The sequence below is a fragment of the Clostridium pasteurianum genome (genome assembly GCF_001705235.1).
Lineage (GTDB): Bacteria > Bacillota > Clostridia > Clostridiales > Clostridiaceae > Clostridium_S > Clostridium_S pasteurianum_A.
Genome location: NZ_MCGV01000001.1, coordinates 1,362,829 through 1,388,950 on the forward strand (window position 1 = coordinate 1,362,829; position 26,122 = coordinate 1,388,950).

At 30.6% G+C, this 26,122-nt stretch carries 21 protein-coding genes, 1 other RNA gene and 1 pseudogene; 5 read left to right on the plus strand and 18 right to left on the minus strand.

Annotated features, from left to right (window positions below; all coding sequences use genetic code 11):
- The first annotated feature begins 80 nt into the window (after positions 1 to 80).
- Positions 81 to 1,382, plus strand: coding sequence for a methyl-accepting chemotaxis protein (locus tag BEE63_RS05935; RefSeq protein WP_066020504.1), 1,302 nt, complete (start codon positions 81 to 83; stop codon positions 1,380 to 1,382).
- A 232-nt stretch (positions 1,383 to 1,614) separates the two neighbouring features.
- On the opposite strand, the gene BEE63_RS05940 is transcribed toward BEE63_RS05935, so the two are convergent.
- Together BEE63_RS05940 and BEE63_RS05945 are read right to left on the minus strand one after the other, a co-directional pair.
- Complete coding sequence (locus BEE63_RS05940; protein ID WP_066020505.1) at positions 1,615 to 2,817, minus strand: IS110 family transposase; 1,203 nt, start codon at positions 2,815 to 2,817, stop codon at positions 1,615 to 1,617.
- A 503-nt stretch (positions 2,818 to 3,320) separates the two neighbouring features.
- Positions 3,321 to 3,899 (minus strand): TetR/AcrR family transcriptional regulator, encoded by a 579-nt coding sequence (locus BEE63_RS05945; RefSeq protein ID WP_066020506.1) that lies wholly within the window; start codon positions 3,897 to 3,899, stop codon positions 3,321 to 3,323.
- A 187-nt stretch (positions 3,900 to 4,086) separates the two neighbouring features.
- Here BEE63_RS05945 and BEE63_RS05950 point away from each other — a divergent pair, with 187 nt between their 5' ends.
- Positions 4,087 to 5,847 carry an oleate hydratase gene (locus tag BEE63_RS05950; RefSeq protein ID WP_066020507.1) on the plus strand — a complete coding sequence of 587 codons (1,761 nt, stop codon included), beginning with the start codon at positions 4,087 to 4,089 and terminating at the stop codon, positions 5,845 to 5,847.
- 611 nt (positions 5,848 to 6,458) lie between these two features.
- Here BEE63_RS05950 and truA read toward each other — a convergent pair.
- From truA to BEE63_RS06015, 13 genes and pseudogenes are all read right to left on the minus strand, one after another.
- Positions 6,459 to 7,205, minus strand: coding sequence for a tRNA pseudouridine(38-40) synthase TruA (gene truA, locus BEE63_RS05955; RefSeq protein WP_066020508.1), 747 nt, complete (start codon positions 7,203 to 7,205; stop codon positions 6,459 to 6,461).
- Positions 7,206 to 7,923: 718 nt separating this feature from the next.
- Positions 7,924 to 8,295 (minus strand): annotated as a pseudogene (gene arr / locus BEE63_RS22540) (NAD(+)--rifampin ADP-ribosyltransferase); the annotation flags it as partial.
- Between the two features lie 915 nt (positions 8,296 to 9,210).
- Positions 9,211 to 9,882 carry a CatA-like O-acetyltransferase gene (locus tag BEE63_RS05965; protein ID WP_066020510.1) on the minus strand — a complete coding sequence of 224 codons (672 nt, stop codon included), beginning with the start codon at positions 9,880 to 9,882 and terminating at the stop codon, positions 9,211 to 9,213.
- Positions 9,883 to 10,100: 218 nt separating this feature from the next.
- Entirely contained in the window at positions 10,101 to 10,877 is a 777-nt protein-coding gene (locus BEE63_RS05970) for a class I SAM-dependent methyltransferase (protein ID WP_066023178.1), read from the minus strand.
- 108 nt (positions 10,878 to 10,985) lie between these two features.
- Positions 10,986 to 11,636, minus strand: a complete 651-nt coding sequence (locus BEE63_RS05975) for an NAD(P)H-dependent oxidoreductase (RefSeq protein ID WP_066020511.1) — start codon at positions 11,634 to 11,636, stop codon at positions 10,986 to 10,988.
- Positions 11,637 to 11,649: 13 nt separating this feature from the next.
- Positions 11,650 to 12,192 (minus strand): flavodoxin family protein, encoded by a 543-nt coding sequence (locus tag BEE63_RS05980; protein ID WP_066020512.1) that lies wholly within the window; start codon positions 12,190 to 12,192, stop codon positions 11,650 to 11,652.
- An 83-nt stretch (positions 12,193 to 12,275) separates the two neighbouring features.
- A complete protein-coding gene (locus BEE63_RS05985) occupies positions 12,276 to 13,436 on the minus strand; it encodes an alpha/beta hydrolase family protein (protein ID WP_066020513.1) in 1,161 nt (386 codons plus the stop codon).
- 71 nt (positions 13,437 to 13,507) lie between these two features.
- A complete protein-coding gene (locus BEE63_RS05990; RefSeq protein WP_066020514.1) occupies positions 13,508 to 14,236 on the minus strand; it encodes a helix-turn-helix domain-containing protein in 729 nt (242 codons plus the stop codon).
- Positions 14,237 to 14,287: 51 nt separating this feature from the next.
- Positions 14,288 to 15,025 carry an ABC transporter permease gene (locus BEE63_RS05995; RefSeq protein WP_066020515.1) on the minus strand — a complete coding sequence of 246 codons (738 nt, stop codon included), beginning with the start codon at positions 15,023 to 15,025 and terminating at the stop codon, positions 14,288 to 14,290.
- Positions 15,018 to 15,941: an ABC transporter ATP-binding protein gene (locus tag BEE63_RS06000; protein ID WP_066020516.1), complete on the minus strand. Its 924-nt coding sequence runs from the start codon at positions 15,939 to 15,941 to the stop codon at positions 15,018 to 15,020. The genes BEE63_RS05995 and BEE63_RS06000 overlap by 8 nt, the downstream gene beginning before the upstream one ends.
- Positions 15,942 to 16,119: 178 nt before the next feature.
- Entirely contained in the window at positions 16,120 to 17,457 is a 1,338-nt protein-coding gene (locus tag BEE63_RS06005) for a sensor histidine kinase (RefSeq protein WP_139111555.1), read from the minus strand.
- Complete coding sequence (locus BEE63_RS06010; protein ID WP_066020517.1) at positions 17,454 to 18,173, minus strand: LytR/AlgR family response regulator transcription factor; 720 nt, start codon at positions 18,171 to 18,173, stop codon at positions 17,454 to 17,456. Before BEE63_RS06010 ends, BEE63_RS06005 begins: the two co-directional genes overlap by 4 nt.
- Positions 18,174 to 18,383: 210 nt before the next feature.
- Complete coding sequence (locus tag BEE63_RS06015) at positions 18,384 to 19,337, minus strand: flavodoxin family protein (RefSeq protein ID WP_066020518.1); 954 nt, start codon at positions 19,335 to 19,337, stop codon at positions 18,384 to 18,386.
- Positions 19,338 to 19,561: 224 nt separating this feature from the next.
- On the opposite strand from BEE63_RS06015, the gene BEE63_RS06020 reads away from it, so the two are divergent.
- The 3 genes from BEE63_RS06020 (at position 19,562) to BEE63_RS06030 (ending at position 22,404) form a co-directional block, all read left to right on the plus strand.
- On the plus strand, positions 19,562 to 20,836 hold the full coding sequence (locus BEE63_RS06020; RefSeq protein ID WP_066020519.1) for a PucR family transcriptional regulator: 1,275 nt from the start codon (positions 19,562 to 19,564) through the stop codon (positions 20,834 to 20,836).
- Between the two features lie 135 nt (positions 20,837 to 20,971).
- Entirely contained in the window at positions 20,972 to 21,754 is a 783-nt protein-coding gene (locus BEE63_RS06025) for a flagellin (RefSeq protein ID WP_175400831.1), read from the plus strand.
- 239 nt (positions 21,755 to 21,993) lie between these two features.
- Positions 21,994 to 22,404: an LAGLIDADG family homing endonuclease gene (locus BEE63_RS06030; protein ID WP_066020521.1), complete on the plus strand. Its 411-nt coding sequence runs from the start codon at positions 21,994 to 21,996 to the stop codon at positions 22,402 to 22,404.
- A gap of 386 nt (positions 22,405 to 22,790) precedes the next feature.
- On the opposite strand, the gene ssrA is transcribed toward BEE63_RS06030, so the two are convergent.
- The 3 genes from ssrA to rnr all read right to left on the minus strand — a co-directional run bounded on the left by ssrA (position 22,791) and on the right by rnr (position 26,097).
- Positions 22,791 to 23,125, minus strand: a transfer-messenger RNA (tmRNA) gene (ssrA, locus tag BEE63_RS06035).
- 250 nt (positions 23,126 to 23,375) lie between these two features.
- Complete coding sequence (gene smpB / locus BEE63_RS06040) at positions 23,376 to 23,843, minus strand: SsrA-binding protein SmpB (RefSeq protein ID WP_066020522.1); 468 nt, start codon at positions 23,841 to 23,843, stop codon at positions 23,376 to 23,378.
- 100 nt (positions 23,844 to 23,943) lie between these two features.
- Positions 23,944 to 26,097: a ribonuclease R gene (rnr, locus tag BEE63_RS06045; RefSeq protein WP_066020523.1), complete on the minus strand. Its 2,154-nt coding sequence runs from the start codon at positions 26,095 to 26,097 to the stop codon at positions 23,944 to 23,946.
- Positions 26,098 to 26,122 lie beyond the last annotated feature (25 nt).

A 26,122-nucleotide genomic window follows, 5' to 3' on the forward strand; every position in this document is an offset into this window, starting at 1 on the left:
ATTGAACACTTGTTTAACTTTATAAAAATGTATAATTTTATTCTATGATTAGATAAATTTATAATTAAGGAGTGTTAAAAATGGAAAAACTAAAAAAAATATTTAATATTAAAGAGGTAAATTCTATTTTAAAAAATACTTTATTTATAGGCATACTCATATTGGTGGCATTATCCATCTTTGAAGGAGTTACATTCCAAGAATTTGAAAAGATTATAAAAGCATATAATTCAAATCTTATAATGATACCAGTATGCTTAGCTATGAATATAATATTAAGTTTAATAGTTTTTGTTGCTGTATCAAAAATTATTAAAAATATAAGTAATAAATTATCTAATAGATTCCAAGGTCTCCAAAAAGGAAACTTTTCTTTTACTCTAAGTGATGATGAAGCTAAAAGTCTAGGAACGTTTGCAGAGCCAATACAATCTTTATTAGACGAATTCCATGGAATTATAGAGGGTACCTATGGTTTAAGTAAACCAATTATACAATATTCTGATGATATTAATTCTTCTGCAAATGAGGCTACAAAAATAGTTGAAGCTCTATCTGAAACAATAGAAGAAATTGCTAATGGAGCAACAGAGCAAGCATCCGAAGCTCAGACGGGAGCTGCTTTAGTTGAAAACTTATCCAAACAGATTGATGTTGTATTTAATAGCTGTAGTTATGCTATCAATGAGAGTGAAATTATTGATAAATTAAATAAAGAATGTTTTGAAACAACAAATATTCTTAATATGAAATCTTCTGAATACGATGTTTCATCTCAAAGAATATTTGCTTCAATTGAAGACCTAATAAATGCATTAAATAAAATAGGCTTATTTGCTGAATCTATAACAAATATCGCTGAGCAAACAAATCTTCTTGCACTTAATGCAAGCATAGAAGCTGCTCGTGCAGGTGAGCAAGGAAAAGGTTTTTCAGTAGTCGCTGATGAAGTTAGAAAATTGGCAGAACAAAGCAGGCAATCTGTAGAAGAAATTAATAGTTTATTGAACAATATTAAGCAAAGTACAAAAAATACAACTGAGGATATGAATTTAATGAAAGCTATTTCTATACAGCAAAAGGAAGCTGTAAGTGCAACTAATATCTCCTTAGATAAAATATCCAAAAGCATTGATTCAATCGTAACTAAAATCAATAATGTTAATAACGCTGTAATACAAATTAATAATGATAAGGATTCTGTAATATCTGAAATAGGAAGTATTTCCGCTGTAACAGAACAAACAGCTGCATCTACTGAAGAACTAGCATCAACAACTCAAACTCAATTAGATATTTTTGAAAAAATGAGAAACACTGCTGATAAGCTTAATAGCTGCACAAAAGAAATGAATGATACATTAAAGAAACTAAATTTATAAAAAGTGAGAAGTAACAATGCTTTGTAACATTAAAAAAATCCTATAAATCTAATGTTACAAAATCACAAAATCCTAAGATATTTCAATAACTCGCTGAAAAAATGCCCAAACCTGCTAAGTAAAGTCAAGTGTTTTTATTAAAAAATTTCAAAGAAATTTTTCAGTAAAATAGGGCAACTTTAAAAGAACCTTCTTACAGAAGATTTTTTTAAAATGCTCTATTTTTATTTTTTTAGTTTTTCAAAATTTCTGAAACTCTAGCATAATATATTCTCAAAAATTTATTTAATCCTGCTATTTTAGCCTGCTTCTTTGCCTTACCCTCTGATTCTTTTTTTATTATATAGTCATACACTGCTGTATCTTTAGTGGGGACTCTACATTTTATGCTTTTCATTATCTCATAACCTGTTTTTCTAAGATATCGAGATCCTCGTTTTGATATTTTTCGGTTGTTTCCATTAAAGTTTCCCGATTGATAAGGTGGTGCATCTATTCCTGAATAAGCCACAAGAGCCTTTGCACTGTAATACTTTCTTACATCACCTATTTCCGCAATAATTCTTGGTGCCAGTCTTTCTCCTACACCGTTCATATTCAAAACAACATCATATTCTGGTAATAGCTTGGCAAGTTCCTTCATTCGTGATAATATTTTATTTAAGGTTATTCCAGTCGAATGGATGCCCTTTATAGTTTCTAAGATGATCATTTTTGTACTTGACATCTTAGAAGGCATAGTTGTGATACTATTTTTAGCGAGAATATATATTTCATGAGCTTTATTCTCGCTAAATTGGTATCCTTCTTTTTTTGTCCACTTCTTATAGTTTTCAGTAAATTTATTTTGGCTTAATTTAATAATATTGTCATAATGCCAGTATTTTTGAACAAAATCTGATAACTTATCTTTTGCAAAGTTAGGTGAATTTGAAGCTAGAAGTCCTGCAATTCCTGGCATTGTTTCATCTAAAAGGTTTGAAAGAATTACTTTAAGTTTTATTCTTAAGGACATAAACTGAAAATATTCTCTTGAAAGAGCTTTAAGTTCATAATATATATCTTCTTCTATTTTATAATTACTTAGTTCATGCCAATTGTCTAAGCCAAATTTCGAGATTGTTTTTGAGTCTAATTTATCTGTTTTACCTTTTCTAATAGATATACTTGCATACTTTTTCATAAGCATGGGATTAACAACAGAAACCCAAATTCCTCTTTCCTGTAGATAAGATACTACTGGAATATGATAATGTCCTGTTGCTTCCAAAATTACTTTACTTTCTTCGTCAAAACTTATAATCTTATCAGCCAGCTTTTTTAGTTCTTCTAAAGTATGTTTAACTTCAAAAGGTTTCTCTAAAATTTCACCATATAATTTGCGAATACAAACTGTACTTTTGTTTTTTGAAACGTCTATGCCAACACTAATCATAATATCGACTCCTTTGCTAAAAATTTTGTCCATCCACTTATTACTACTCATTTTTGTTCGTTACACGGAAGCTAATTATAGTTCCAACCTGCTTAATCGAATATACGTAACAAGGAATGGGTGATAGTTTGAGCCACGGAAGCAAAATTCCAACAATTGAATCATCAGCCCATTTCTTATTATATTAAAATAAGTGTAGGTACTTAATCAAATGAGATTAAGTGTCTACACTTATAGTACAAGACAATTGAAATAACTAAGTATTTTGTGATTTTGTAACAAAGATTTATTAGGATTTTTTTAAATCGTTCCTTCAGCATTGTTACTTCTCTCAAACAGTAGTGCAAGGATAAAATTCCTCCGTATCTACGGAATTTTAGGCATAAACTTGTGTATTCCATTATATCTAAATCCTTATATCAAAATAGTATCATTTATAAATCAGCCTTCATTGTACTCTGCTATCTGTACTTTATACTCTGCTTTTTAGTGCTGCATCCCCATTATTCGCAAAATAACGGAGAATTGCTAATAATAAGTTTACTAATTTCTAGGGAAATTTCATTAAGTGAGCAATCCATCTCACCTCTGAACCATACTTGATAAAGATTAATAATACCTCCAACAAAGAAATTAATTCGAATAAAAAATTCAGATGACCTCTTTACATGATCAGGTGCATCACTATCATTCTCTAAATAATTGACAAAGATATGTTTAAGTTTTTCAAGGAATTGTTCAGCACCATGAGAATTAATAAGTGTGCGATAAAATTCCAGATCCTCCTCCACCCACCTTGAAGTTTTCAAAAGAAGAGGTAATGGATTTTCAAAAAAACTTTTGTATTTAAATTCACCTAAAAATTCCAGCATTTTCTTAAGTATCTCATTTTCTATTTGTTCAATAACTGCCCTTATGTCTTGATAGTGGGCATAAAAAGTACCTCGGTTGATGTCCGCACGTGTAACAATGTCTGTAACTGTAATTTTGTCTAGATCCTTTTCCTGCATTAAACTAATAAATGCTTCTCGTATCAATCGTTTTGAACGTATGGAACTTTTATATTCTGCTTTTTTTCCCATGAGTACGCTCCTTTAAAAAAATTTGTTTAAAATCCAATAAGCTATGTTCCCTTTGTTGGATTTTATACATATAGAAAAAATCTGATGATTGTTTCATATATTCAAGGTTATTATAATATAAGTACAAGTAAAAGTAAACACGTGTACAATTTTGATAAATCATATAATTATAGAAAGGAAGATTATTATGAAAAATTATGACAGAATTCATGCAAGAAAACCTGAAGGAATCGAAAATAGACATGCATTTATTGTAGGTGGCGGTATTGCAGGACTTTCCGCAGCTGCTTTTCTAGCTGAAGACGGCTATATGCCAGGCAGAAATATCACAATTTACGAGCAACTTCCTGTAGTAGGTGGATCTATGGATGGCTCTGGAAACGCTATAGATGGATATGTGAGTCGTGGTGAGCGTGAACTTGAACCTTACATGGAATGTTTATGGTATCTCTTTGGTATGGTACCCTCACTCGAAGAAGATGGACGCACTGTTCTCGATGAAACCCGTGAGTGTAATAAAAATTTACCAATCTATGCAAAGAAGCGCTTATTTGAAAACCAGTTTAACGGGAGAGATATATCCTCCCTTGGAATTACAAAAGCCGATATAGATAATATGATGAAAATGATGTCTACTCCAGAAAATGAAATTGAGGATGTTACTATTGAACAATGGTATACCAAAGATTTCTTTAAAAGCAACCTATGGTATTATTGGTCAAGTATGCTTGCATTTCAACCATATCACAGTCTCATAGAAATGAAACGTTATACCGTACGCTTTATGCAGCACTTAGATGGTGTTGAGAATCTAAAAGGTATCCTTAGAACAAAATATGATCAGTATAATAGCCTTATTAAACCTTTGCATAAATGGCTTGAGGATAAAGGTGTAAATTTCATTACAGATACAACTGTAGATGAAATTCATGTAGAAATTAATGGTGAAAAGAAAACTGTTACGTATCTAGGGATAACTAAGAATTGTAAATGTACTCATGTTCCTGTTTCAGCTAATGACCTTGTTTATTTTACAAATGGCAGCATGACTCAAAACAGCTCTCATGGAGACAATAAAAAAGTTGCTGTTATGGACAGAGATTTAGAATATAGAGGTTGTTTCTCAGTATGGGAAAAGCTTGCTAAAGTAAGCCCTGTATTCGGTAAACCTGAGAAATTCATTTCAGCACCTGATAAGTCTCACTTTATAAGTTACACTGTTACCATTAAAGATTATCCAAAATTTTTTGAATATGTGGAAAAAAGGACAACTAACGTTACAGGTACAGCTGGTGCAATTACATTGGTTGATTCAGCATGGTTCCAATCCATTAATATGCCGCCTCAACCAGTATTCCCAGACCAACCAGAAAATGTTCAGGTATTCTGGGGATATGGTCTAAAAGGTAATGAAGTTGGTGATTACATCAAAAAGCCTATGAAAGAGTGTACAGGCGAAGAAATTTTACAGGAACTATTATATCATCTTGATTACATTGACAAATACGAGGAAATGCTACCTCATGCTAAGATAATTACAACTATGATGCCATATATCACAAGCCAGTTTATGCCTCGTGGTCTGCATGATCGTCCACAAATTATACCCAAAGGATGTACAAACCTAGCATTTATAGGTCAATTTGTAGAACTTGAGGGGGATGTTGTATTCACAGTTGAAACTTCCGTACGTACTGCCATGATTGCAGTTTACCGTACGCTGCAGCTTGATAAGCCTATTATGCCACTTTTTGAAGCAAATCATGATATCCGTATCATAGTTGCCTGCTTAAAGAAAATGTTAGGTGTAGAAACAATTACAAAGGATGAACTTCCAGCTATGAACCCACTAAAGTTGCCAAAAATGATTGACCAATTGCTTAAAGGCATTAATTCCGTTCCAAAGATGAAGGATTATTATCCTGAAATAGATGAAAATGCGAAGTAACAATATTTTGAGATGTTAAATGAAAACTATAAATCTAAGATGATGATTGCTAAAAGGCTTAGAAGTTCCAATAACTCGCTTTGCTCAAACAGATTGAAACTTCTAAGCCTTTTAACAATCATCACCTAAGATTTATTAGCTTTTATTTAAATCATCTCTTCAATACTGTTACTTCGCTAAACTGGAAATGCAAGGAAAATTTTTCTCCGTTTCTCTACGAAAAATGCACTGTAAACATAGTAAATCAATAGAATTTAATGATAACATGTATAATATAAAAATTTAATTAATTCCAAAGATTCATGTCTAAAATTCCGTAGATACGGAGGAATTTTTTCCTTGCACTACAGTGGGATTGAAGTAACAATGCTGAAGGAACAGTTTAAAAAAATCCTAATAAACCTTTGTAAAAAAATCACAAAATACTTAGATATTTCAATTGTCTGAGCACTTTTTTCAGCGAGTTATTGAAACATCTTAGGATTTTGTGATTTTTAATTAGATTAAAATAGCCTATATTTTATACAGAAGGATAATGGGCAAAGCCCAAACCCCAGTTATGATAAGATTCATAGGATTTTTTTAATGTTACGAAGCATTGTTACTTCGATTTAGTATTCAATACTTAATAAACAAAGTGCATCTGCACTAGCTTTATGACCTACATCTTTCATATCCCTAGACTTAAAAGCTTTCTGAATTATATTCATAGGTAATTGACCAAGTCCCACCTCAATTAATGTACCTACTATTACTCTTTCCATATTTAATAAAAATCCATTTGCTGTCATAGTAATAATAATCTCATGACTAGTTTCCCTTACATCAAGAGAGAGTATTTTTTTAATTGATTTCCTTGTTTTCTTATTAGTAGTAAAAGCCAAGAAATCATTTTCACCTACAAGCTCTTTTGCAGCTTCTTTAATTTTAGCTACATCTACTGTTTGATTCATTAAATTAACATACTGTCTTTCAAACAAAGGACGATTAGGAGCATCTTTCTTCCATAAACGATATTCGTAAGTTACACTTTTCATTAAATATCTACTGTGAAATCTTTCATCAACAGGTTCTACTGATAATATAATGATATCATCAGTTAAATATTTTTCGAAATAATCAAAAAGTCCTTTTCCGTCTAACCTACTATCTGGTGCTATAAAATTAACAATTTGTCCTTTAGCATGTACCCCTGCATCAGTATTAACCGCACCAATAACCTCTACCTCTTTTTCATAGAGTTTTGATAATATCAATTCTAACTTACCTTGAATACTCTTTTCTAAGTTACCTTTGGATTTATTATACCCCATATATTTTCTACCATCATAGGCTATCATCATCTTATAATTTTGCATTTAAATCCTCCTTTTTTCTAAATACCAATCAATACATTGTATCATATATAGATATGTTAGTTAATATAGATAAACTATTTAATAATAGAATTAATTACACCTATAGTCAGATACTTCTCCTATTTAAACCTTTGGTTCAATCTATTTTTACCGAAAACTACATCATTTATGATACAGTTCACCGTATCAGTATTAAGCGAGGTTTTAAAATGCTTATCTACATACGCATTTTTTTGAATTTCATTGTAAAAAAACTTAATATCATACCTTTCGATTTTTAAGATACTATTTCAACTTTATAATATTTAATTATTTAATCTCTGATTCACCTATATCCTCTTGTAAGAACACCTTCTCCCATCCTTTTTCCTTTATAAATTCACTAATAATATAATTTTCTTCAATCTTACATGCATGTATTGATACATCTTTATTATGCTTTTCAAGTAATACGTCATATTCGTCATCTAAGCACTATTTTTTCTCAAGTTCATTAAATTACTTCTGATGGTATATTATTCATCTCTAGTAATTGACTTTCTTTATAAATCTTCTTCATCATTAATCCTCCCTAAAATATAAAAACTTCTATATGCAATATAATTACACATAGAAGTTTCTTATAAGTAAACTATTTATTTAATATATCTCTTAAATTGATTCAATCCTGCAATCACTTAACCTAAAGTATTTCATTTAAGAATAATTAAATATACCCTTAATTAATAATTTTCCCTTTATTATTAGCTAGTTTTTCACGCCATTGGCTAAGTTCTTCATCTGTCTGTTTCATACAGTCTACTTTTTCACCTACAATTCTTAAAGGATCTTTCGAACGATAAGAACATGTCAAGTTTCCTGGAAATTTCTTATCAGTTACATTGGGGTCATTTTCAAATGGTCCTGTTGGTTCTACAATATAGACGCGTTCTCTACCTGTTCCTTTTGCTAATGCAGCAGCAAGTCCTGCCCCATTAAGATTTGATGTGAAATAAATATGATTCATCTTAAGTTCATCATTATAATTTGAGTTTCGACCTGCTACAAGCAAATCACCAATCTGTAAATCTGCTCTAGTCCCATGGTAAAAAGGTCCTTTATCATAAGGTTTAGTATTATATGAATTTGATAATTCATAATTTGTTTTTGCCTTATTAGAATCACCTAATTCTTCATAGCATTTTGAGATACTTAAATATATTGCTGGAAAAGCACTCTTAACACTATCATCATTTGATTTTATGGCATACTGTAAAGATGTTTCCATCCATTTTAATCTATCCAAAACATCTTTTTCATGTTTAGCTATATGATAAGCTGCAATAAATCTTTCAAAGTCATTTACTGCTTCATTCCAAGCTTGAAGAAATAGCTCACTTGCTTCTTCAGAGTTACCTTGGTCTTCCATCCCCATTCCCAACATGCATAGTCTTATAATTTTGTTTTTCGGATTAAATTTATTGCTCATTTAGTATCCTCTTTTCTTATTACTATAGTTACATTATCTTAATATATATATAATAATAAATATAGACTTATATTTTCATTTTATACATGCTATAATTAAATTAGGGAGATATATTTAAATAAATAAGAGTAATCTCTCTTTTTTTATGTTTACTTTGCATAAATTAACTCATAATGTAATAAGCATTATTTTTCTAGATACTTAAACTAATCTAGCTCCTATTTATCGCTAATTAATTATCCAATTTCAGTAAAAACATTACTTATTTATGATACGGTTCACTCTAAATAATCCTAAACTTATGCATATAAAAAAACAAAACTAATTAAATTAGTCTAAGTGGCACTGGTAGAGGCGAATCATATCTATCCCCAATCATATCCTCATTTTCTTTTTCTCTATACCTATCACCTTTAGGATTCCTTCCACCAACTCATTTCTAATTGCGTAATAAAGCATAAAAGAAATTCCAAGATCATTCATCACACATTTTTTAACAGATTCTGTACTTAGTCATCTGTACTCTGTTCCAATTTACTATTTTACATCCTTAATCCACTCTTCAGTATGATCTATCAGCCATTGTAAATCATCTAAAAACATCTTTATATGATAACCATCTATTGCAGCATGATTAACTGTAATAGACAAAGGCATTGTAATTGTGCCCTCCGTTTTAGTAAATTTACCTGATTCAAAAATCGGTGCATAATAATTCTTTGCATTTTGAAGCTGCATCGACATACCATTAAAAGCGACCCACGGAATACAAGATACAATATAATTATTAGAAGGAGGTGCTCCTTTGGGCAACATACTGCCGTGACTTTTTCCATATTGTTTTATATCTGAAATATAATTTTTATAAAAAGCCTCAAAATCATCATTATATTCTGTCCAAAGAAATGTTATTGTTTTATCATCATCGTGGAATACTGGATAAAAAGGAGTTCTATAATCAAAGTAGCCTAATACATTATCTTGAATAGCCATAAGGAACTCACGATGTCTTCCCATAGCTCTAGTTATTAGGTATAAATATGCAAGAAAGAACTTTATACCTTTACTTTTTAATGTATTCGTAAGTTTTGTAACATTTATTGTTACGTTAATTGAATAAATAACGGTTGATACTGTTTCTGTAAAATATTTATATGTTTGTACCCTTGGCCATGTCTCCATGTCAATAGTATGAAAATTTGTATTCATATGATCATGCTCCTATCTACATTTAATTTGTAAATATAAAGCAAAGACCACACAAAAATATTTTAGCTTATATTATTCCAAACTAAGCTCCGAACAAGATCTATCTTTTATTTTCATGTAGTCTTTGCACGGAGCTTTGTTTCACAATATATTTTGATAGTTCTACCATGCAAATCACCTCCTTATATGGTTCACTTAAGCTTTATTAGAACTTGCATTTATTTCTTCATCAAAATATCAACAGTATGTGCACTTGCACCAAGAAGTTCTGGTCTTTCACACGTAGAAAAATGATACTTCATGAAAAGCTTAAAGGTTTCTTCATCCATAGCATTCAAAGTAGGTCTCATGTAATCAGCTGGCCCATCTGCTGCAATTATTTTTATTCTTTCTAATTTTACCTCTTCATTTAACTTATTAATATCTTCAAGTCTTACATAATCATATAAATCCTCTGGCTGTGATACAGTATGGAAATCATGAGTAAGTTTGCCAGCATTAACACACCTTAAAATATTATTTTCCTTAAAACCATAAGTTATTACGCTATATTCATTCATACAATATGCAACTAATATAGTACCATTGGTTTTAGTTACTCTTTTTGCTTCCTTCAATGCTTGAACTTTATCTTCAAAAGTATACAAATGATACATCGGTCCAAACACTAAGGTCATATCAAAAGTATTTTCTGAAAATCTTGATAAATCTAAGGCTGATCCCTGATATGCATTTACTGAACTTCCTTTGGCCTTTAAAGTACCTAAATTATGTTTTACAAGTTCAATTGCAGTAACATCATATCCTTCATTTGCAAGTTTAACAGAGTATCTTCCTGTCCCTGCACCTACATCTAAAATTTTTGCAGTCTTGCTATCTTGTAAATACTCATGAATATATTTCATAGAAGTAATGTATTCAACCTGACCATACCTTGTGGTTAATCTTTTGTCCTCACAGAATTTATTATAATATTTTTCAAGTTCCATTGTTATTTTTTTATGTTCATTATCCATTTTAGCCGACATCTATCTCTTATGCCTCTCATCCATTTAATTATTATAAATTCATTATATTCTATATGTACTTTATTATCTAGTACTTTATATTTCAAATGGCTTTGCAAAGAAGCAATCTTTACCTATATTTTTAATAGTTTTATTTTGAAGTATTCTTCCACCAAAGCGATATATTAATGGACTTATAAATGTTTTTGACACTAATTCAAAAGCCTCTTTAGAGATTTCTTTATCATCACGGATATCCTTTGCTATAAGATTTAATGATGCATCAAGTTTTTTATATGTTTTCCCTAATTCGCCGTTTTCCATAAGTGTTCCTGGCGTTACCCCAATTCCACCTAACCATTTAAAATTCATATCCCTTGCAAATAAACTGCATGTAGTAATTGCACTTTTACTTGCTTCAACTTCAGGAAAACCACTATTAGTTATAACAAACATTTTCCTATCTTTATTAGTCAATTTATTTTTATCTTCATTAATTGTTTCCAAAAATTCTAACACAGTACCTGGAAGCGAATTTTCATATATTGGTGATATCAATATTATCACATCTGATTTGTCAACTTTCTCAATAATTGCAGTTTTTTTATTTATCATTTTTTCCAAATAAATTTTAGAGCAGTTCATATTGGAGTCTCTCAATTTACTCTCTAAATTATTGCTAATAATATCAGAACTACTACGCTCACATCTAGGGCTTCCTATTACAATCAATATATTCTTATTCATATCTCTTCCTCCTCTACTCTAAAAAATTAATTTTATCTAAATCTAGTTCGTTCTCAATTATTTCAATTTTTATTTCACTGCCTTGAACAAACAAGTTGCAATTCATAAATGTATTTCTGAAAGCTTTAATAGAACTTTCATTAGTATTATCCGCAATACCAATGACAATAACATAAGGATATCTATCATATCTATTTTTCATAACAGTTCTTCCTTTTTTTGAAGTCTGATATGGTAAAAAAAGAGGTTCGGTTCTATCAATGAATTTTTTAGTAATTGAATTGCACGTACCAAACCTAATAGGTGTAATTATAATAGCAATATCGCTGTTTATATACTCCTTTAAAATTTCATTAACACCATCATTAATAGCACATAAACCTGGTTTTATACTTTGACAGGAATCACACCCCATGCAATTTTTTATATTTAACTTACTTAAATCATTTATGTTAAAAGTATCCCCTCTTTTATCTAAACATCTATTTATATTTTCAATGCATTTCTCATAAAGATCATTCTTTTTATCATATCCGTTTATTAATGTAACCTTCATATTAATCTAATCCTCCATTACTTATAAAATATTTATATAATCAAACTAAAAAACTTTTTATTTTAAATTATAAAAAATAAACTTTATTCCTTACTTTTCATAAGTTCAATCCAGTCAATCATCGTATCAAAACAAAGTTTTAAATTTCCTAAATTGCAATGTGCTTCACCATGCTCTTGTTCCGTAAAAATTCTAACTGCAATGGACTTTGCATTAGTTAAAGCATTAATTTCTAATCCAACTGTACGGTAATCAATAAAATGATCTTTTTTTGCCCCAATAATTAAAACATCCTGCTTAATCTTATCAGCTATATTATAAATCTGATACTCATTCATTTTTTTGAGATATTCAAATGGTGTCTTTGCTTCGTAAGCATACATTCCATGGAGAAATCCCCATTTTACAAGTTCATTACCCTTTTTCATTTTCATTTTTATAATATTATTCAATACAAAATCTAAATTGTGCTTCATACAAAAATTAGTTACTTTCTGTACTTTTTTAGGGCGTTTTCCAATCAGTACATCTGCAAAATTAGTAAATACTGACCATGCAATAACATTCTTAATTCTGCTCTCAAAAGCGGCTGCACGCGGCGCAAGCATACCTCCAAGGGATGCTCCAATTATAGTAACTCCATCTAACTTAAGGTAGTCAAGTACTGCTTTTACTGGTTTTTCCCACTTGTATGTAAAATGTTTTCCTTGAACACGCATAACACCACCCTGTCCAGGTCCTTCAAACAGGTAAGTATCATATCCCATTTCTGCAAAATAAAGCATAGAAAAAAAGAATTCTTCCATATATGAATCATTTCCACCATGAAGAAGTATTGTTCCTTTCTTCTCCTTTTCAGCTTTTGTGAACATTACAGGAAGTACTACATCTTCATAAGGAACTTTATATTGTTTTACTTTTCCGTTTTTAAAATAGTCCGAATAATATTCATAAAAAATTTTTGTTGCCAAAACATAATACTTTTTCTTATCTGGATCACCATCATACATGAAAAATTCACTCATTCTATAATAAGCAATAGCATTTTTCTCTCTTCCTTCGCTAAGTGCCTCATCTCCTATGGCTATCATACTCTTTTTCCAATCACTGCTAGAATGAATATCTTGCGATACCTTCTTCACATCTTCCAGTCTTCCACCATCCCACATAATTACACGATTTAGCTGAAAGTTGAAATTGGAATTTTCATTTAATTTATAGCTTCCTACCTCAAATTTAACCATATAAAAGTACCTCCATTTCCTATATTTATTTTAAAAGAAATGGAGGTATAATTGCTTTCATTTAGCTGCTATTATTCTAGTGTTTTATATACATCACTTAAAGATATTCCAAACATTCTTTTGCAGGTTGCTGCACAATGCGATGAGCTGTCAAACCCTGCCTTTATGCAAGCTTCAGTAATGTTTCTCCCATTATAAATGTAATGAAAGGTTTTATTGATCTTTTGGAATGCAAGATAACTATGTAATGTCATTCCTGTCTGTTCTCTAAATAAGTGAGATAATCGGCTTTTGGATAAATATATTCTATTAGATAAATCATCAATAATTGAATGTTCAATTGTCTCTAATCCGTTAATGTATAACAGAACTTCTTTTATTCTCTCATCATATTCATGTTTATGTAAATTATAAATTTCACACTGCCTGAGTAACCTTGCATCCAATGTTTCTTGATCAACTTGATGCTTCATATATTCCATAAGCATTTTATCAACAACATCATCAGTTATAATGGCATAAGGCTTTCCCTTAAGATATTTTTTATTTATTGAAGCAGCATATCTACTTATTTCAGTAAATATAAAAACAATTGAACCGCCTTCTGTCATTGCACCTGTATGTAATATATTGGGGGCAATACAAATTCCTCTGCATTTTAATTCTTTATTTTCAATCTTCAGCACCATCTCCCCACCTAAGGAAATAATAATATGTGAAGCAAGATGTTTATGTACCTCCGGATTTTTATAATCAGCTAATATCATCATAGGATCATATAATCTTAAAATCTTCGACATTACCTTTTCCCCCCTATAAGGTGATATACATATATTATACACTTTTGCTTTTTATAACACTATATCCTTTTTATTAATTGCAGCTATGCTTAACACTAAAAATAAAACAATATATAAACATGCCGCAGCAGGAATTAACATTATATTATAAGTTCCAGCCTTCCCAACTAAATCATAGGCAAGCATTCCACCTGAAAATGTAAAGTAAATTGCATTTTTTAATACCTGATTTACTATAACCATAATGAAGTAAATACTAATTCCCGCACCTATCATTGCACCATTATTATTAACAAATAAAGATAAAAAGCTTAATACTGCTGAAAATGCTAAAATAGGCAGCATAACAATAGTGTAACATTCTATGTTATAAGGCATGGTTTTTACAAATTCAGAGATGTCTCCAAATGCAAATATTCCTACAATATAGCTGAATATAAAACTTATAATCATAAGTGCTGCAGCATATACAGCAATAAATAGAAATTTTCCAATAACAAGTTCTTTCCTTTTTATCGGAGTCATCAAAGAAAACTTCATTGTTCCATTTGCATAATCTTCTGTAAAAGCTTCTGAAACTACTAATACCATAAATATTGGAATTAGCGGTTTCATTATCATTCCGCCTAAGGTCTCAATTACAAAATTATGTGCTGTCATTTTAAAATCCATATTGGTTTTACCCATAACAGCCATAAGAATTATGGATACGATAATAGCACCTGTTAATATATATACTTTTTTACCGCCCAGAGTTTTTACAATTTCATTTTTTAATACTTTAAACATACTTTCTATCCCCTTCCATTACATTCAAGAAATAATCCTCTAATGATGTCTCACTGCAGGATATTTGCTCTATATCAATATCACTATTCACCAAAAGTTTATTAATATTTTGAAAATTGCCCTTTTTTACTCTAAGCTTCAACCCTTTATCAAAATTATCTATCTTAAAGCTTATTTTATTTTCTTTTAAGATACGTACTGATTTTTCCTTTTCTTTAGTATGAATCTCTATTATTTCTTCATCAGTATTTAAAAGCTCATCAACATATCCCTGAACCTTTAACTTTCCTTTTTCAATGATTCCTATTCTATTGCAAACTGCCTGAATTTCACTTAATATATGAGAAGAAATTATAAATGTCACTTTATATTTTATAGATAACTCCTGTATAAGCTGTCTTATTTCTTTTATTCCTTGTGGATCTACTCCATTTGTGGGCTCATCTAAAATAACTATATTAGGATTATTTAAAAATGCTCTAGCTATACCTAACCTTTGCTTCATTCCTAGTGAATATTTAGATACTTTCTTATGTTTTGCCTCAATCATACCCACCATTTCTAACACTTCATCAATTCTTTTATATGGAACGCCACATAGATTAGCTGTTAACAGTAGATTTTTATATCCTGAAAGTCCTGTATAAAAGCTTGGAGCCTCTACCATAGCCCCTATTTTTTCTATGGCTTTTTCCCTATCCTCTTCTACATTATATCCATTAATTATTACTTTACCTGAAGTGGGCTTTATAAGTCCTAACATACTTTTTATTGTTGTACTTTTTCCTGCTCCGTTTGGACCCAAAAATCCGTATACATCCCCTTCATTCACTGTGATATTAAGATTATCTATGGCTTTTTTACCACCGTACTCTTTAGATAAATTCTGCGTTTCCAATAAGCATTTAACTTTCATACAATTCAGCTCCTCGTTTTCATTTAATGAACATATGTTATCACAGTAGCTCAGCTTATCTACGCATCATATCTTAAATAAGATATATATCTTCCTAAGTAGTACCTTTCATTACGGTTAAGAATAAAAAACTTACGGTCAGGAACGCAAAAGAAGCATTCATCTGCCTGAATGCTTCCTATTTATTCTTAATCCATAGTTCTTGAATAAACATGTTATTTTCAATAGATGTATTAAGAAATGCATTATCGTATTTTGTATCTATAATATGTTTAACTGTATATAATCCAAGTCCTCTGCCTTTGCCCTTTGTTGAAAATCCCTCCTTATATATTTTATAAATTGCAGGTTTTTCTCCAAAGAAATTGTTTTGAATTGCTATAAGCACATAACCATCTTTATTAACAATACAAATGGAAAGCTTCGGATATTCACATTCTGTTGAGGCTTCAATTGCATTATCAAAAAGTATACCTATTATCCTACATAAATCCATGATATTCATAGATACCCCATTAATATCCTCTAATATCTCTACCTTTATATCTACATTCATAGATACAGCTTTTATAAGTTTTGTTGATAGTATAGCTTTTAAGCCTGTAATATTAATATATTTTAACTTATCTATGTTGGTATTATTCCATTGTATATCCTTGTCCATATCTATAACATTTCCATAAAAGAACTCTTTAAGCCCATCCATATCATTACTGTCTATATATCCTTTAAGAGGTGAGAGCATATTCATATAATCATGCTTAAATCTTCTAGTATCACTATACATGCCCTCAATTACATGGGAATATTCTTCTATCTGCTTCTTCTCCTCAACTTCCCTTTTTAGTTCTACTGAGCTTTCAACAGTTTTATCATAATTATATATTATTGAGATAATAAGAATAATAGATATGAGCGGCAGCATTTGAGGTACGAAATTTGACATAGCAAAATCTTGAAGCTTACTCCTATATGTTAGAAAGAAAATTAAGAATATGACTATGGCAATGGGTATACTTATACTAACAATCATTCTAAGTCTTACTTTTTCTAGAGATTTATTTTGCTTAACTTTCATCTTTTTTCCGATTACCCTAGTAATACCCCATACCAAAAATATAATAATTAAGCTTATGATACAACTCATGATTTGATACTTGGATAAATTAACATTGTACTCTTCTACTTTTTCATGTGAAACTAAGAGTACAAAAATATTTGTCAATATACTAATAACGCATGTACTATAAATAGCCATCAATATTTTTATTTTGTTTTTATCTTTGTCATCTCTCAGCTTAACTATAGATATTGCAGTTAGTATTGGAAGTATTATAAGATATGAGCCCGTCAGCAATACTATATTAATTATATAAGAAATGAAAAAAAATTTTCCTAACTCCTTCATATTTATTATATTTCTATAAAAAAGACATACAGAAATGCAGCACAAAACAGCAGGAAGAAAAGCTGGAATTAAAGTGAACTTAACTAATAACTGAGCAAAATACATCATGATAAAAGTCCCCTTTTATATCTGACAGAAACATAGCATTCCTCCCCATTTATCATTATTATTTTATTGTTTTTTCTGTCCACTTCTTCAATCTTGTCCTTATTTACTATATAAGATTTATGACATCTATAAAAGTTGGAGCCTAGCTTCTCTTGTATATCACTAAGTTTTCCATAAAACTCAATCTGACTATTTTCTTCGTGAATTCGTATTTTATGTGCTACCTCTGCAGTTTCGACAAACAGAATATCACTAAGCTTAACCTTTATAGTTCTTGCATCTGTATTAATTGAAATATACTCATCTTTGTTTTTGTCATTATAATAAACGTTATATGCTTTTATAATACAACTATTGAGTCTCTCCTTAAAGTCATCATCATCTTTAATAACATACTCCATAGCTTCAACTTTGTACTTAAAGGCAAGATAGCTCATTTCCAAATGAGTTGTAGTAAATACTATGAATCCTCTTGTATCCAGCTCCCTTATTTTTTCTCCAAGCCTTATACCATTCATGCTGCATTTTAAATCTACATCTAAAAAATATATTCCTATTGTATTATTTTTTTCTACATACTCAATTACTTCCTGCGGGCTGCCTGTACAAAGCGTTATTTTTAAATTCATTTCTTCGCGCAATATAGTATTTTCAATAATTTCTTTTATTTTTTTCCTATGTACTGAGTTATCCTCACAGATTATAACCTCTAACATACCTTATCCCCTTCACCTTAATATAATAGTATCTTAAACTTTACAATTGCATTTTCCATTATATACTATCATCAATCATGGAATTACTCAAATAATTTTACTATCTTTTATGTATATCAATCATGACAAAGGGTACGTGATTAAAAAATCTCCAAACCTAAGTAATTTTATATTACATCAGTTTGGAGATTTATAAAAATTTCATATCTATTATTTATTTATTTCAATTGTGGGAAATTTTAAATCCTTATATTTAGCAAATTTTTCATTGACAATTCTTAAATTTTCTTCTGTATAAAAGCCACCTTGTGTATGAATAATTTCCTTACAATGCTCCTTTCTTCCTTCAGTATCTGTACGGTCACGACTTAATCCATCTTCTTGAATTACAAACTTCCATTTACCTTCTTCTGTCTTTTCTAAATTTCCGCCTGCACCACAAACTTGACATTCAACTGGAAAACATAATCCATCCCATTGTGGTTCCCCTAAAATTAATGCATTTGAATGACAATTTGGACACCATCCCATACCTTCATCACCAAGCCAGCCTCTTTCTACTACTGGTGTGTTTAATGATTTCATGATATTTTCACCCACCTTATGAGCACGTTCAATCATATCATCATGTAATAAACATTGTTTTGGTGCTGGTACTCTTGTTGCTAGATACATATCCACTACTTTAAAGTCATTTGTAAAACATGTAGCTTGCATGCCTTCTAAAGCCATTGATTGCCATGAACGAGTAGATCCTCCAACTGCAATTAATCCTGCGACTCTATCTTTATGCTCGATTGCTCCAATTGATTCTAAAAACGCTGATTCATATGCAAGATTTCTATGCATAAATTTTGTAAATGTCGCTGTTGGCATTAGATCATATGTTGGTGCTGATGCAATTAAAGCATCTACATTTAACATAACATCCATTATTGCCTGTTTATCATCTTTTTTACTTAATGTACACCCAACATTTTTTCCCTTACTCATACCCTGTGTGCAAGCTGTGCATCCTGTACATTCAATAATGTTGTAATCTCTTAAATTAATCATTTTAACTTCTGCGCCTTGTTCCTCACAAGCTAATAATGCTTCCTTTAATAGAATTTCAGAATTTGAATTCTTTCTTCCTGCGGTGATACCTAATACTGTAAAAGCCATAATATACTCTCCTTTTGACAATCTTAATATTTTTCTTAAGTCGTTTTATGATTTTATGTTTTGCCTTTTTTATAAGCTATAAATTTCCACTTACAAAATTAAGTCATTTGTTATAATATAACATGTAAAGAAGTACAATTCATCCAAAATAAGTATTAAAATGATGCTTTAAATTGTTTATTTGTTAGACACTTTTCTAATTCGAATACAATAAGGAGAAACTTATGCAGAAAAAAAATGATTTATATAAAAAGAAATACGAACTTTACAATAGTTTATTTACTCAAAACAGTATAGATGGAATTCTTAACATAGGCGAAAACTTTTTAAGTAATCCTATTTTTATTTTAGATACCAGTTATCGCATTATCACTCGCTCAAATCTGGCAAAACTTGATAACTCAAGTATAGAAACTCATAACGGAGAAAATTACCTTTTACTAGATATTATTCAATTAATGAAAAGAAATAAATGTATTGATAACATATATAATTCAGATAACGCTTTTTTTTATAACTCAGACAAAACTTTAATTTTTTGTTCTATCAGAATTAACAATATTACTGTTGGGTATATATCTGTTTTACAAAGTAAAAGAAAATTTCAGGAGGAAGATTTAGAATTGACTAATATCCTATCTAGGGTCTTTTCCATTCAACTTCAGAAAGAAAATATATTTATCAGTACTTCTGGATTGGCTGAAGAATATTATTTAACAGATTTATTAATAAATAGGATAGATAATATTGAATATATGACCGAACGACTGCACTATATAAATTTTAATTTATCAAAAAACTTAATTATACTTTCAATACCATTTAAACAAAAATATAATGATTATAGAGATAATTTCGGATTAAAGGAATTAATAAAGAATTTTAAAAATATACTAAGAAATTGCATTTCAACATATTATAAAGATACAATTATTTTTCTTATAAGTAATGAACATAAAGAGGTTATTAATGATTCCCTTAAAGAAACTCTTTTAGAATTTTTGAAATTAAATAATTTACGCTGCGGAATTAGTATTGTTTTTGAAAATTTATTAGATATACAAGATTTTTTTTATCAATCTATATACGCCTTAGAGTTATCATCATGTATGAAAATATATAATACTATAAATTATTTTGAAGATTATATAGAGTATTATTTATTTAATATGTCTATGCGTACAACCAATGATTTATATAAAATAAATTTATTAACTTTAGTCCACCCTTGGATTAAAAAACTCATTAAATTTGATGATCAACATAAAACAGAATTATTTAAAACTCTAAAGACTTATCTAAAAAACAACAGAAATGCCAACGATACATCTAGACAACTAAATATACATCGAAGCACATTCTTTTACCGTTTTCATAAAATCGAAAGTTTACTTGGTATATCATTAAGGTACAATAATAACTTATTCAAATTAGAACTATCATTTAAAATTTTAGATTATAATACATTAACAAAAACACAAGTACCAAAGCTTATGTAAATTCTTTTTTTAATTTATATAAATAGAACAGCCTTCCATGTAAAGTTTATATGTCCAATGACGATAAAAATTTATATATAAGCAAATAATTTTCAAGTTTCACATTGTATATATTATATGGAGGAGGTGATAAAAATGCAAATAAATTCATACTACAACAATGCACTTCAAAATCAACAAATGGCAATGCTACGCATAAGCACAGCTAATAGAATTAATAGTGCCAAAGATGATGCTGCTGGATTAGCAATTTCAGAGAATCTCAAAAGTCAATATAACGGTTTAAATCAAGCCTCTAATAATATTTCACAGACTCAAGACCTATTAAATACTGCTGAAGGTGGAATGAACAACAGCGAAGACGTTCTTCAACGTATGCGAGAATTGTCCCTGCAGGCTTCTAATGGTACTCTAAATGATTCAAATCGTGCTGATATTCAAGCTGAAATGAATCAATTGAAAGAACAGTTAGACTCAAATGCTAATGCCACACAATTCAATGGAATTTATACTAATAATGGTACGTTAAAAAATTTCGCAACACAAACTGGAACAGATAGTGACGGAACTGTTTCTACTTCTATTGGAGATATGTCCAGCAAAGGGTTAGGCGTAACCGGTAATGTTTCAACACAATCGGATGCTCTAAAAACATTGGACAGCATTGATAAAGCAATTAGTAATCTTTCTTCTTCACGTGCTAATGTGGGTGCAATGACAAATAGACTTGACTATAGTGCATCAAATGCTAATCAAGCTTCTTCTAACATGCAATCTGCATATTCAAATTATAAGGATGCAGATATGGCACGAGAATCAACTTCATATAGACAGGCTTGTGCACAAGTATATGCAAGCATGATGGCAATGTCTATGCAAATGCGTGGTGAACCAAACAGGTTGTCACTATTAGTATAGCTACTATGAAAGTTTAAAATTGCTAATGCTAAGTTCATCCTATTAAATTATAGAGTAGAGTGAAGGCAAATCAACCGTCACTCTACTCTATTTCTATGCTTTAGTTAATTTCTGTTGTTTTCTTCCCTTGTACTATTTTTATTCCAGCACCAAATTGTTCCTTTGCTAATTATTTATAACGCTTATATTTTTACTGATTTATGCAGATAATAAATATTATTTATGTAAAAGGTGATATTATGACTTCTGAAGAAACAGCTTACATTGCGGGAATAATTGATGGTGAAGGCAGTGTTATGCTTATAAAGTTTCACAATAATCAATTTCCTGCTCCTTGTATATCTATAGCTTCTACAACTTTAGAATTGCTTACTTGGATAAAAAACAAAATAAATGCTGGCACTATAATAAAGAAGAAAAATTATAACACAAAAAAACATAAAGACTCATACACTTATTACTTAAGGTATAATGATGCTATAAATTTATTGGAAGAAATATCTGATTATCTAGTGATTTCCTCGAAAAAGCAGAGGGCTAAATTGATATTGGAAAAATATAAAAAGTTAACTCCTAGGAATGGGAGATATTCAAACAAAATGTTAAAATTGAAAACTGAGTTTTATGAAGAATTTAGAAGAATAAAATAGAGGACTATACCAAATATTATCTCAACGTGATTTTTATAAACATAACTAATTTAATTATATAGGTAAAACCCCACGACATTATGTCATGGGGTTTATTATTGGTGGAGGCGAGGGGACGTAATTATCTACTCTTTCGAAATAGTACTGACTATATTTTAGACATGCTATTGCTAGCAGCCTCCCGGCGTATTATAGAAGCATAATTTAGTTTTAATCTTCTATCCTAGTGCTTCATATTCACATCTGTGAACTTAGAAGTCTATAAGTCGATACACGGCTGGTGAGTTTCCTCCCATACCACTCGGTATTGCCGCCGTCTTTACGCTGCGGTTTCACCGATAAAGCCGGATTATCACTTATGAATCACTTCATAAGGCGACTCTGAATGAATCGAACCCCTGTCCGAAAATGGTACCACCTAAGCATCTCCGAGTGCAGTTCGCATTTTAACATTCCCTCCATGAGGCGCCTACGAACAGGCTCCTCACTTCAGTAGCTTCATAAATTCCGTTCCTTACTCAAAGCTTTGTAAGGCTCGGTTCCCCGCTTTCGACGCCAGATCCTGAGTCGCGGGACTCTCAGGCTGACGTTAGCTGACTACGCAGCTAAAGCTAAATTATTTTCGTTATCCTTTATTTTTAGGCCCATAGTTTTTTAACGCGGGTCCACAGGTTCCCTCGACTCGCTTCCTAGACGACACATCATCCCCGTCGAAACCAAAAGCGCCCCCATATTATTATTTAATTTTAAACCTCAAAGTTATGCACAAATTTAAAATTAAAAGGCACAAACCTGTGAATAAAACACAGTGTTTCGTGTGGATAACGTTGATAAATTTTGTGATTCTTAATCAGTAATAATGATTATATCACATTTAAATTTATTTGCAAGTAAATTTATCACCTACAACGAATACTATAATACTCCTATGAAATGATAATTTCAAGTAGAGTTTTTTTCCCCTACTTCTATTATCTGTTGTTTTTCATTGCTCTATCTATGTCCCTTTTAGCTGCTTTTTCCTTCATAGCTTCTCTCTTATCGTAGCTCTTCTTACCTTGAGCAACAGCAAGCTTTACTTTTACTCTTCTATTCTTTAAATACATTGCAATTGGAACTAATGTATATCCCTTTTGAGCAGTATATCCTAAAAGTCTAGTAATTTCGCTCTTGTGAAGAAGAAGTTTCCTCTTTCTCAGGGGATCTACGTTAAATATATTTCCCTGCTTATATGGACTGACATGAACATTGCATACAAATACCTCTCCATTTCGTATTTCAGCATAGCTATCCTTAAGGTTTGCTCTGCCGTTTCTTATGGATTTTACTTCTGTACCAACAAGTTCTATTCCACATTCATAAGTTTCTTCAATGAAATAGTCATGCCATGCCTTTCTATTATCAGCTAAAGTGTTATTTTCTGCATTTTTTTTAGCCATAGTGTCACCTACTTGTATTTTCGTTTAATTTATGTGAGGTTTCACCTTACACTAAACCTCACATAAATTATATCATACCTAGAAACATAAGTTAATCAATTTATTCCTCTACGTCTTCTTCCGTTTCACTATCTTCATCTGAACTGTCAGTTAATTTAAAATATATTTCATGTGAATCAAGATCTACCTTTTCAACTCTTATCCTAACTTCATCACCTAATTTATATATTTTCTTAGTTCTCTCACCTACTAGACTCAAATACTTTTCATCATATACATAATAATCATCCGTAAGCTCACTTATGTGCACAAGACCTTCAATAGTATTAGGAAGCTGAACAAATATACCGAAGTTTGTTACTGAAGATATTATTCCATCATATTCTTCGCCTATTCTATCTGCCATGTATTCTGCTTTCTTTAGAGAATCTACTTCTCTCTCTGCTTCCTGAGCAACTCTCTCCATTTGAGAAGATTGTATTGCTGCATAGTCAACTGTTCCTATAAGCTTCTTTGACCTCTTCTCATCCATCTGTCCGTTTATATATTCCTTTATGACCCTGTGTATCATTAGATCAGGATATCTTCTTATTGGAGAAGTAAAGTGACAGTAATACCTTGCAGCCAAACCAAAATGTCCTGAACATTCTGGAGAATATCTTGCCTGTTTTAATGAACGGAGAAGAAGTGTGCTGACAACTGTTTCCTCTTTTGTTCCCTTTATTTTTTCAATTACATCTTGGAGCTGCTTTGGATGAACCTCTGCTCCCCATTTTACTGCATATCCAATATTATGAACAAATTCATTGAATCTTTCAAGCTTTTCACTATCCGGGTCCTCATGAACTCTGTAGACAAAAGGAATATTAGCCCAGAAAAAGTGTTCAGCTACAGTTTCATTACAAACTAGCATAAATTCCTCTATTATTCTATTAGCAACAGCTCTTTCGTATGGCCCTATTTGTACTGGTTTCCCGAGTTCATTAAGAGTTATCTTACTTTCCTCAAACTCAAAGTCTATTGCCCCTCTTGCAATTCTCTTTTTATATAGTATTGAAGCTAATTCTTCCATAGCCTTGAAATCTTCATAAAGATAATCATACCTTTTTATAGTTTCTTCGTCTTTATCACGTAATATCTTGGTTACATCTGTATATGTCATTCTCTCATTGGTGCTTATTACACTTTCAAATATATCATGTTTTAGAACCTTACCTGTATGATCTATTTCCATCATGCAGGTCATAGCAAGTCTATCCTGTCTTGGATTAAGACTGCATATTCCATTTGAAAGCTTTTTAGGCAGCATTGGAATAACCCTATCTATTAAGTAAACTGAATTTCCCCTTTTAAGAGCCTCTTGATCCAGTGGATTATTTTCTCTTACATAATTTGAAACATCAGCTATATGTACTCCAAGTTTAAAATTACCATTAGGAAGCACTTCTAAAGATACTGCATCATCAAGATCCTTTGCGTCTTCACCATCAATAGTAACCATCTTTATATCTCTAAGATCTCTACGCCTTTTGTACTCACTCTCTGGTATTTCTTGTGGTATACTAGCTGCAAAATTCTCTACTTTTGCAGGGAATTTTTCTGGAAGTTTATGCTTTTTTATTATGGTAAGTATGTCTACTCCTTTGTCCCCTTTATTGCCTAGTATCTCAATTACCTTTCCTTCTGGATTTCTTTTTTTCTTAGGCCACTGAGTTATTTCAGCAACTACTACATCACCATGTTTTGCTCCCTTTGCACTACCCTTAGGTATAAATACATCTTGAGCTATTCTTACATCATCTGCAACAACAAAGCCAAAATTTTTACTATCCTCATAAGTTCCAACTATTGTTTTATTGGCTCTCTCAAGAATTCTTATTATTTCGCCTTCACACTTTTTACCATTCTCATTTTCTTTTAATATTTTTGCAACAACTTTATCACCATTTAGCGCTCCATTCATATATGGAGAAGGCACATATATGTCAGGTCTTTCTTCATCTGCTATAACAAAACCAAAACCCTTAGCATTTCCTTGAAGAGTTCCTGTTATAAGACCCATCTTTTCTGGCACACCATAATGATCTGTTCTGTTTTTTATTATAAGTCCTTCCTTCGACATATCCTTAAGTAATTTCTTAAATATTTTATAATCAGCTTTTTTTACGTCAAAAGCTTCAGATAATTCTTTTATATTCATAGGTTTGTATGCCTGTTTACGCATAAATTCAAGTATACTTTCCTGTACGCTCATTTATATCACCTCATTATAATTCTTA

Bases quoted from the DNA above. Each gene is read 5' to 3' on its own strand.
- BEE63_RS05935 (WP_066020504.1), top strand. From the start codon at position 81: ATGGAAAAACTAAAAAAAATATTTAATATTAAAGAGGTAAATTCTATT.
- BEE63_RS05940 (WP_066020505.1), bottom strand. From the start codon at position 2,817: ATGATTAGTGTTGGCATAGACGTTTCAAAAAACAAAAGTACAGTTTGT.
- BEE63_RS05945 (WP_066020506.1), bottom strand. From the start codon at position 3,899: ATGGGAAAAAAAGCAGAATATAAAAGTTCCATACGTTCAAAACGATTG.
- BEE63_RS05950 (WP_066020507.1), top strand. From the start codon at position 4,087: ATGAAAAATTATGACAGAATTCATGCAAGAAAACCTGAAGGAATCGAA.
- truA (WP_066020508.1), bottom strand. From the start codon at position 7,205: ATGCAAAATTATAAGATGATGATAGCCTATGATGGTAGAAAATATATG.
- BEE63_RS05965 (WP_066020510.1), bottom strand. From the start codon at position 9,882: ATGAATACAAATTTTCATACTATTGACATGGAGACATGGCCAAGGGTA.
- BEE63_RS05975 (WP_066020511.1), bottom strand. From the start codon at position 11,636: ATGAATAAGAATATATTGATTGTAATAGGAAGCCCTAGATGTGAGCGT.
- BEE63_RS05980 (WP_066020512.1), bottom strand. From the start codon at position 12,192: ATGAAGGTTACATTAATAAACGGATATGATAAAAAGAATGATCTTTAT.
- BEE63_RS05985 (WP_066020513.1), bottom strand. From the start codon at position 13,436: ATGGTTAAATTTGAGGTAGGAAGCTATAAATTAAATGAAAATTCCAAT.
- BEE63_RS05990 (WP_066020514.1), bottom strand. From the start codon at position 14,236: ATGTCGAAGATTTTAAGATTATATGATCCTATGATGATATTAGCTGAT.
- BEE63_RS05995 (WP_066020515.1), bottom strand. From the start codon at position 15,025: ATGTTTAAAGTATTAAAAAATGAAATTGTAAAAACTCTGGGCGGTAAA.
- BEE63_RS06000 (WP_066020516.1), bottom strand. From the start codon at position 15,941: ATGAAAGTTAAATGCTTATTGGAAACGCAGAATTTATCTAAAGAGTAC.
- BEE63_RS06005 (WP_139111555.1), bottom strand. From the start codon at position 17,457: ATGATGTATTTTGCTCAGTTATTAGTTAAGTTCACTTTAATTCCAGCT.
- BEE63_RS06010 (WP_066020517.1), bottom strand. From the start codon at position 18,173: ATGTTAGAGGTTATAATCTGTGAGGATAACTCAGTACATAGGAAAAAA.
- BEE63_RS06015 (WP_066020518.1), bottom strand. From the start codon at position 19,337: ATGGCTTTTACAGTATTAGGTATCACCGCAGGAAGAAAGAATTCAAAT.
- BEE63_RS06020 (WP_066020519.1), top strand. From the start codon at position 19,562: ATGCAGAAAAAAAATGATTTATATAAAAAGAAATACGAACTTTACAAT.
- BEE63_RS06025 (WP_175400831.1), top strand. From the start codon at position 20,972: ATGCAAATAAATTCATACTACAACAATGCACTTCAAAATCAACAAATG.
- BEE63_RS06030 (WP_066020521.1), top strand. From the start codon at position 21,994: ATGACTTCTGAAGAAACAGCTTACATTGCGGGAATAATTGATGGTGAA.
- smpB (WP_066020522.1), bottom strand. From the start codon at position 23,843: ATGGCTAAAAAAAATGCAGAAAATAACACTTTAGCTGATAATAGAAAG.
- rnr (WP_066020523.1), bottom strand. From the start codon at position 26,097: ATGAGCGTACAGGAAAGTATACTTGAATTTATGCGTAAACAGGCATAC.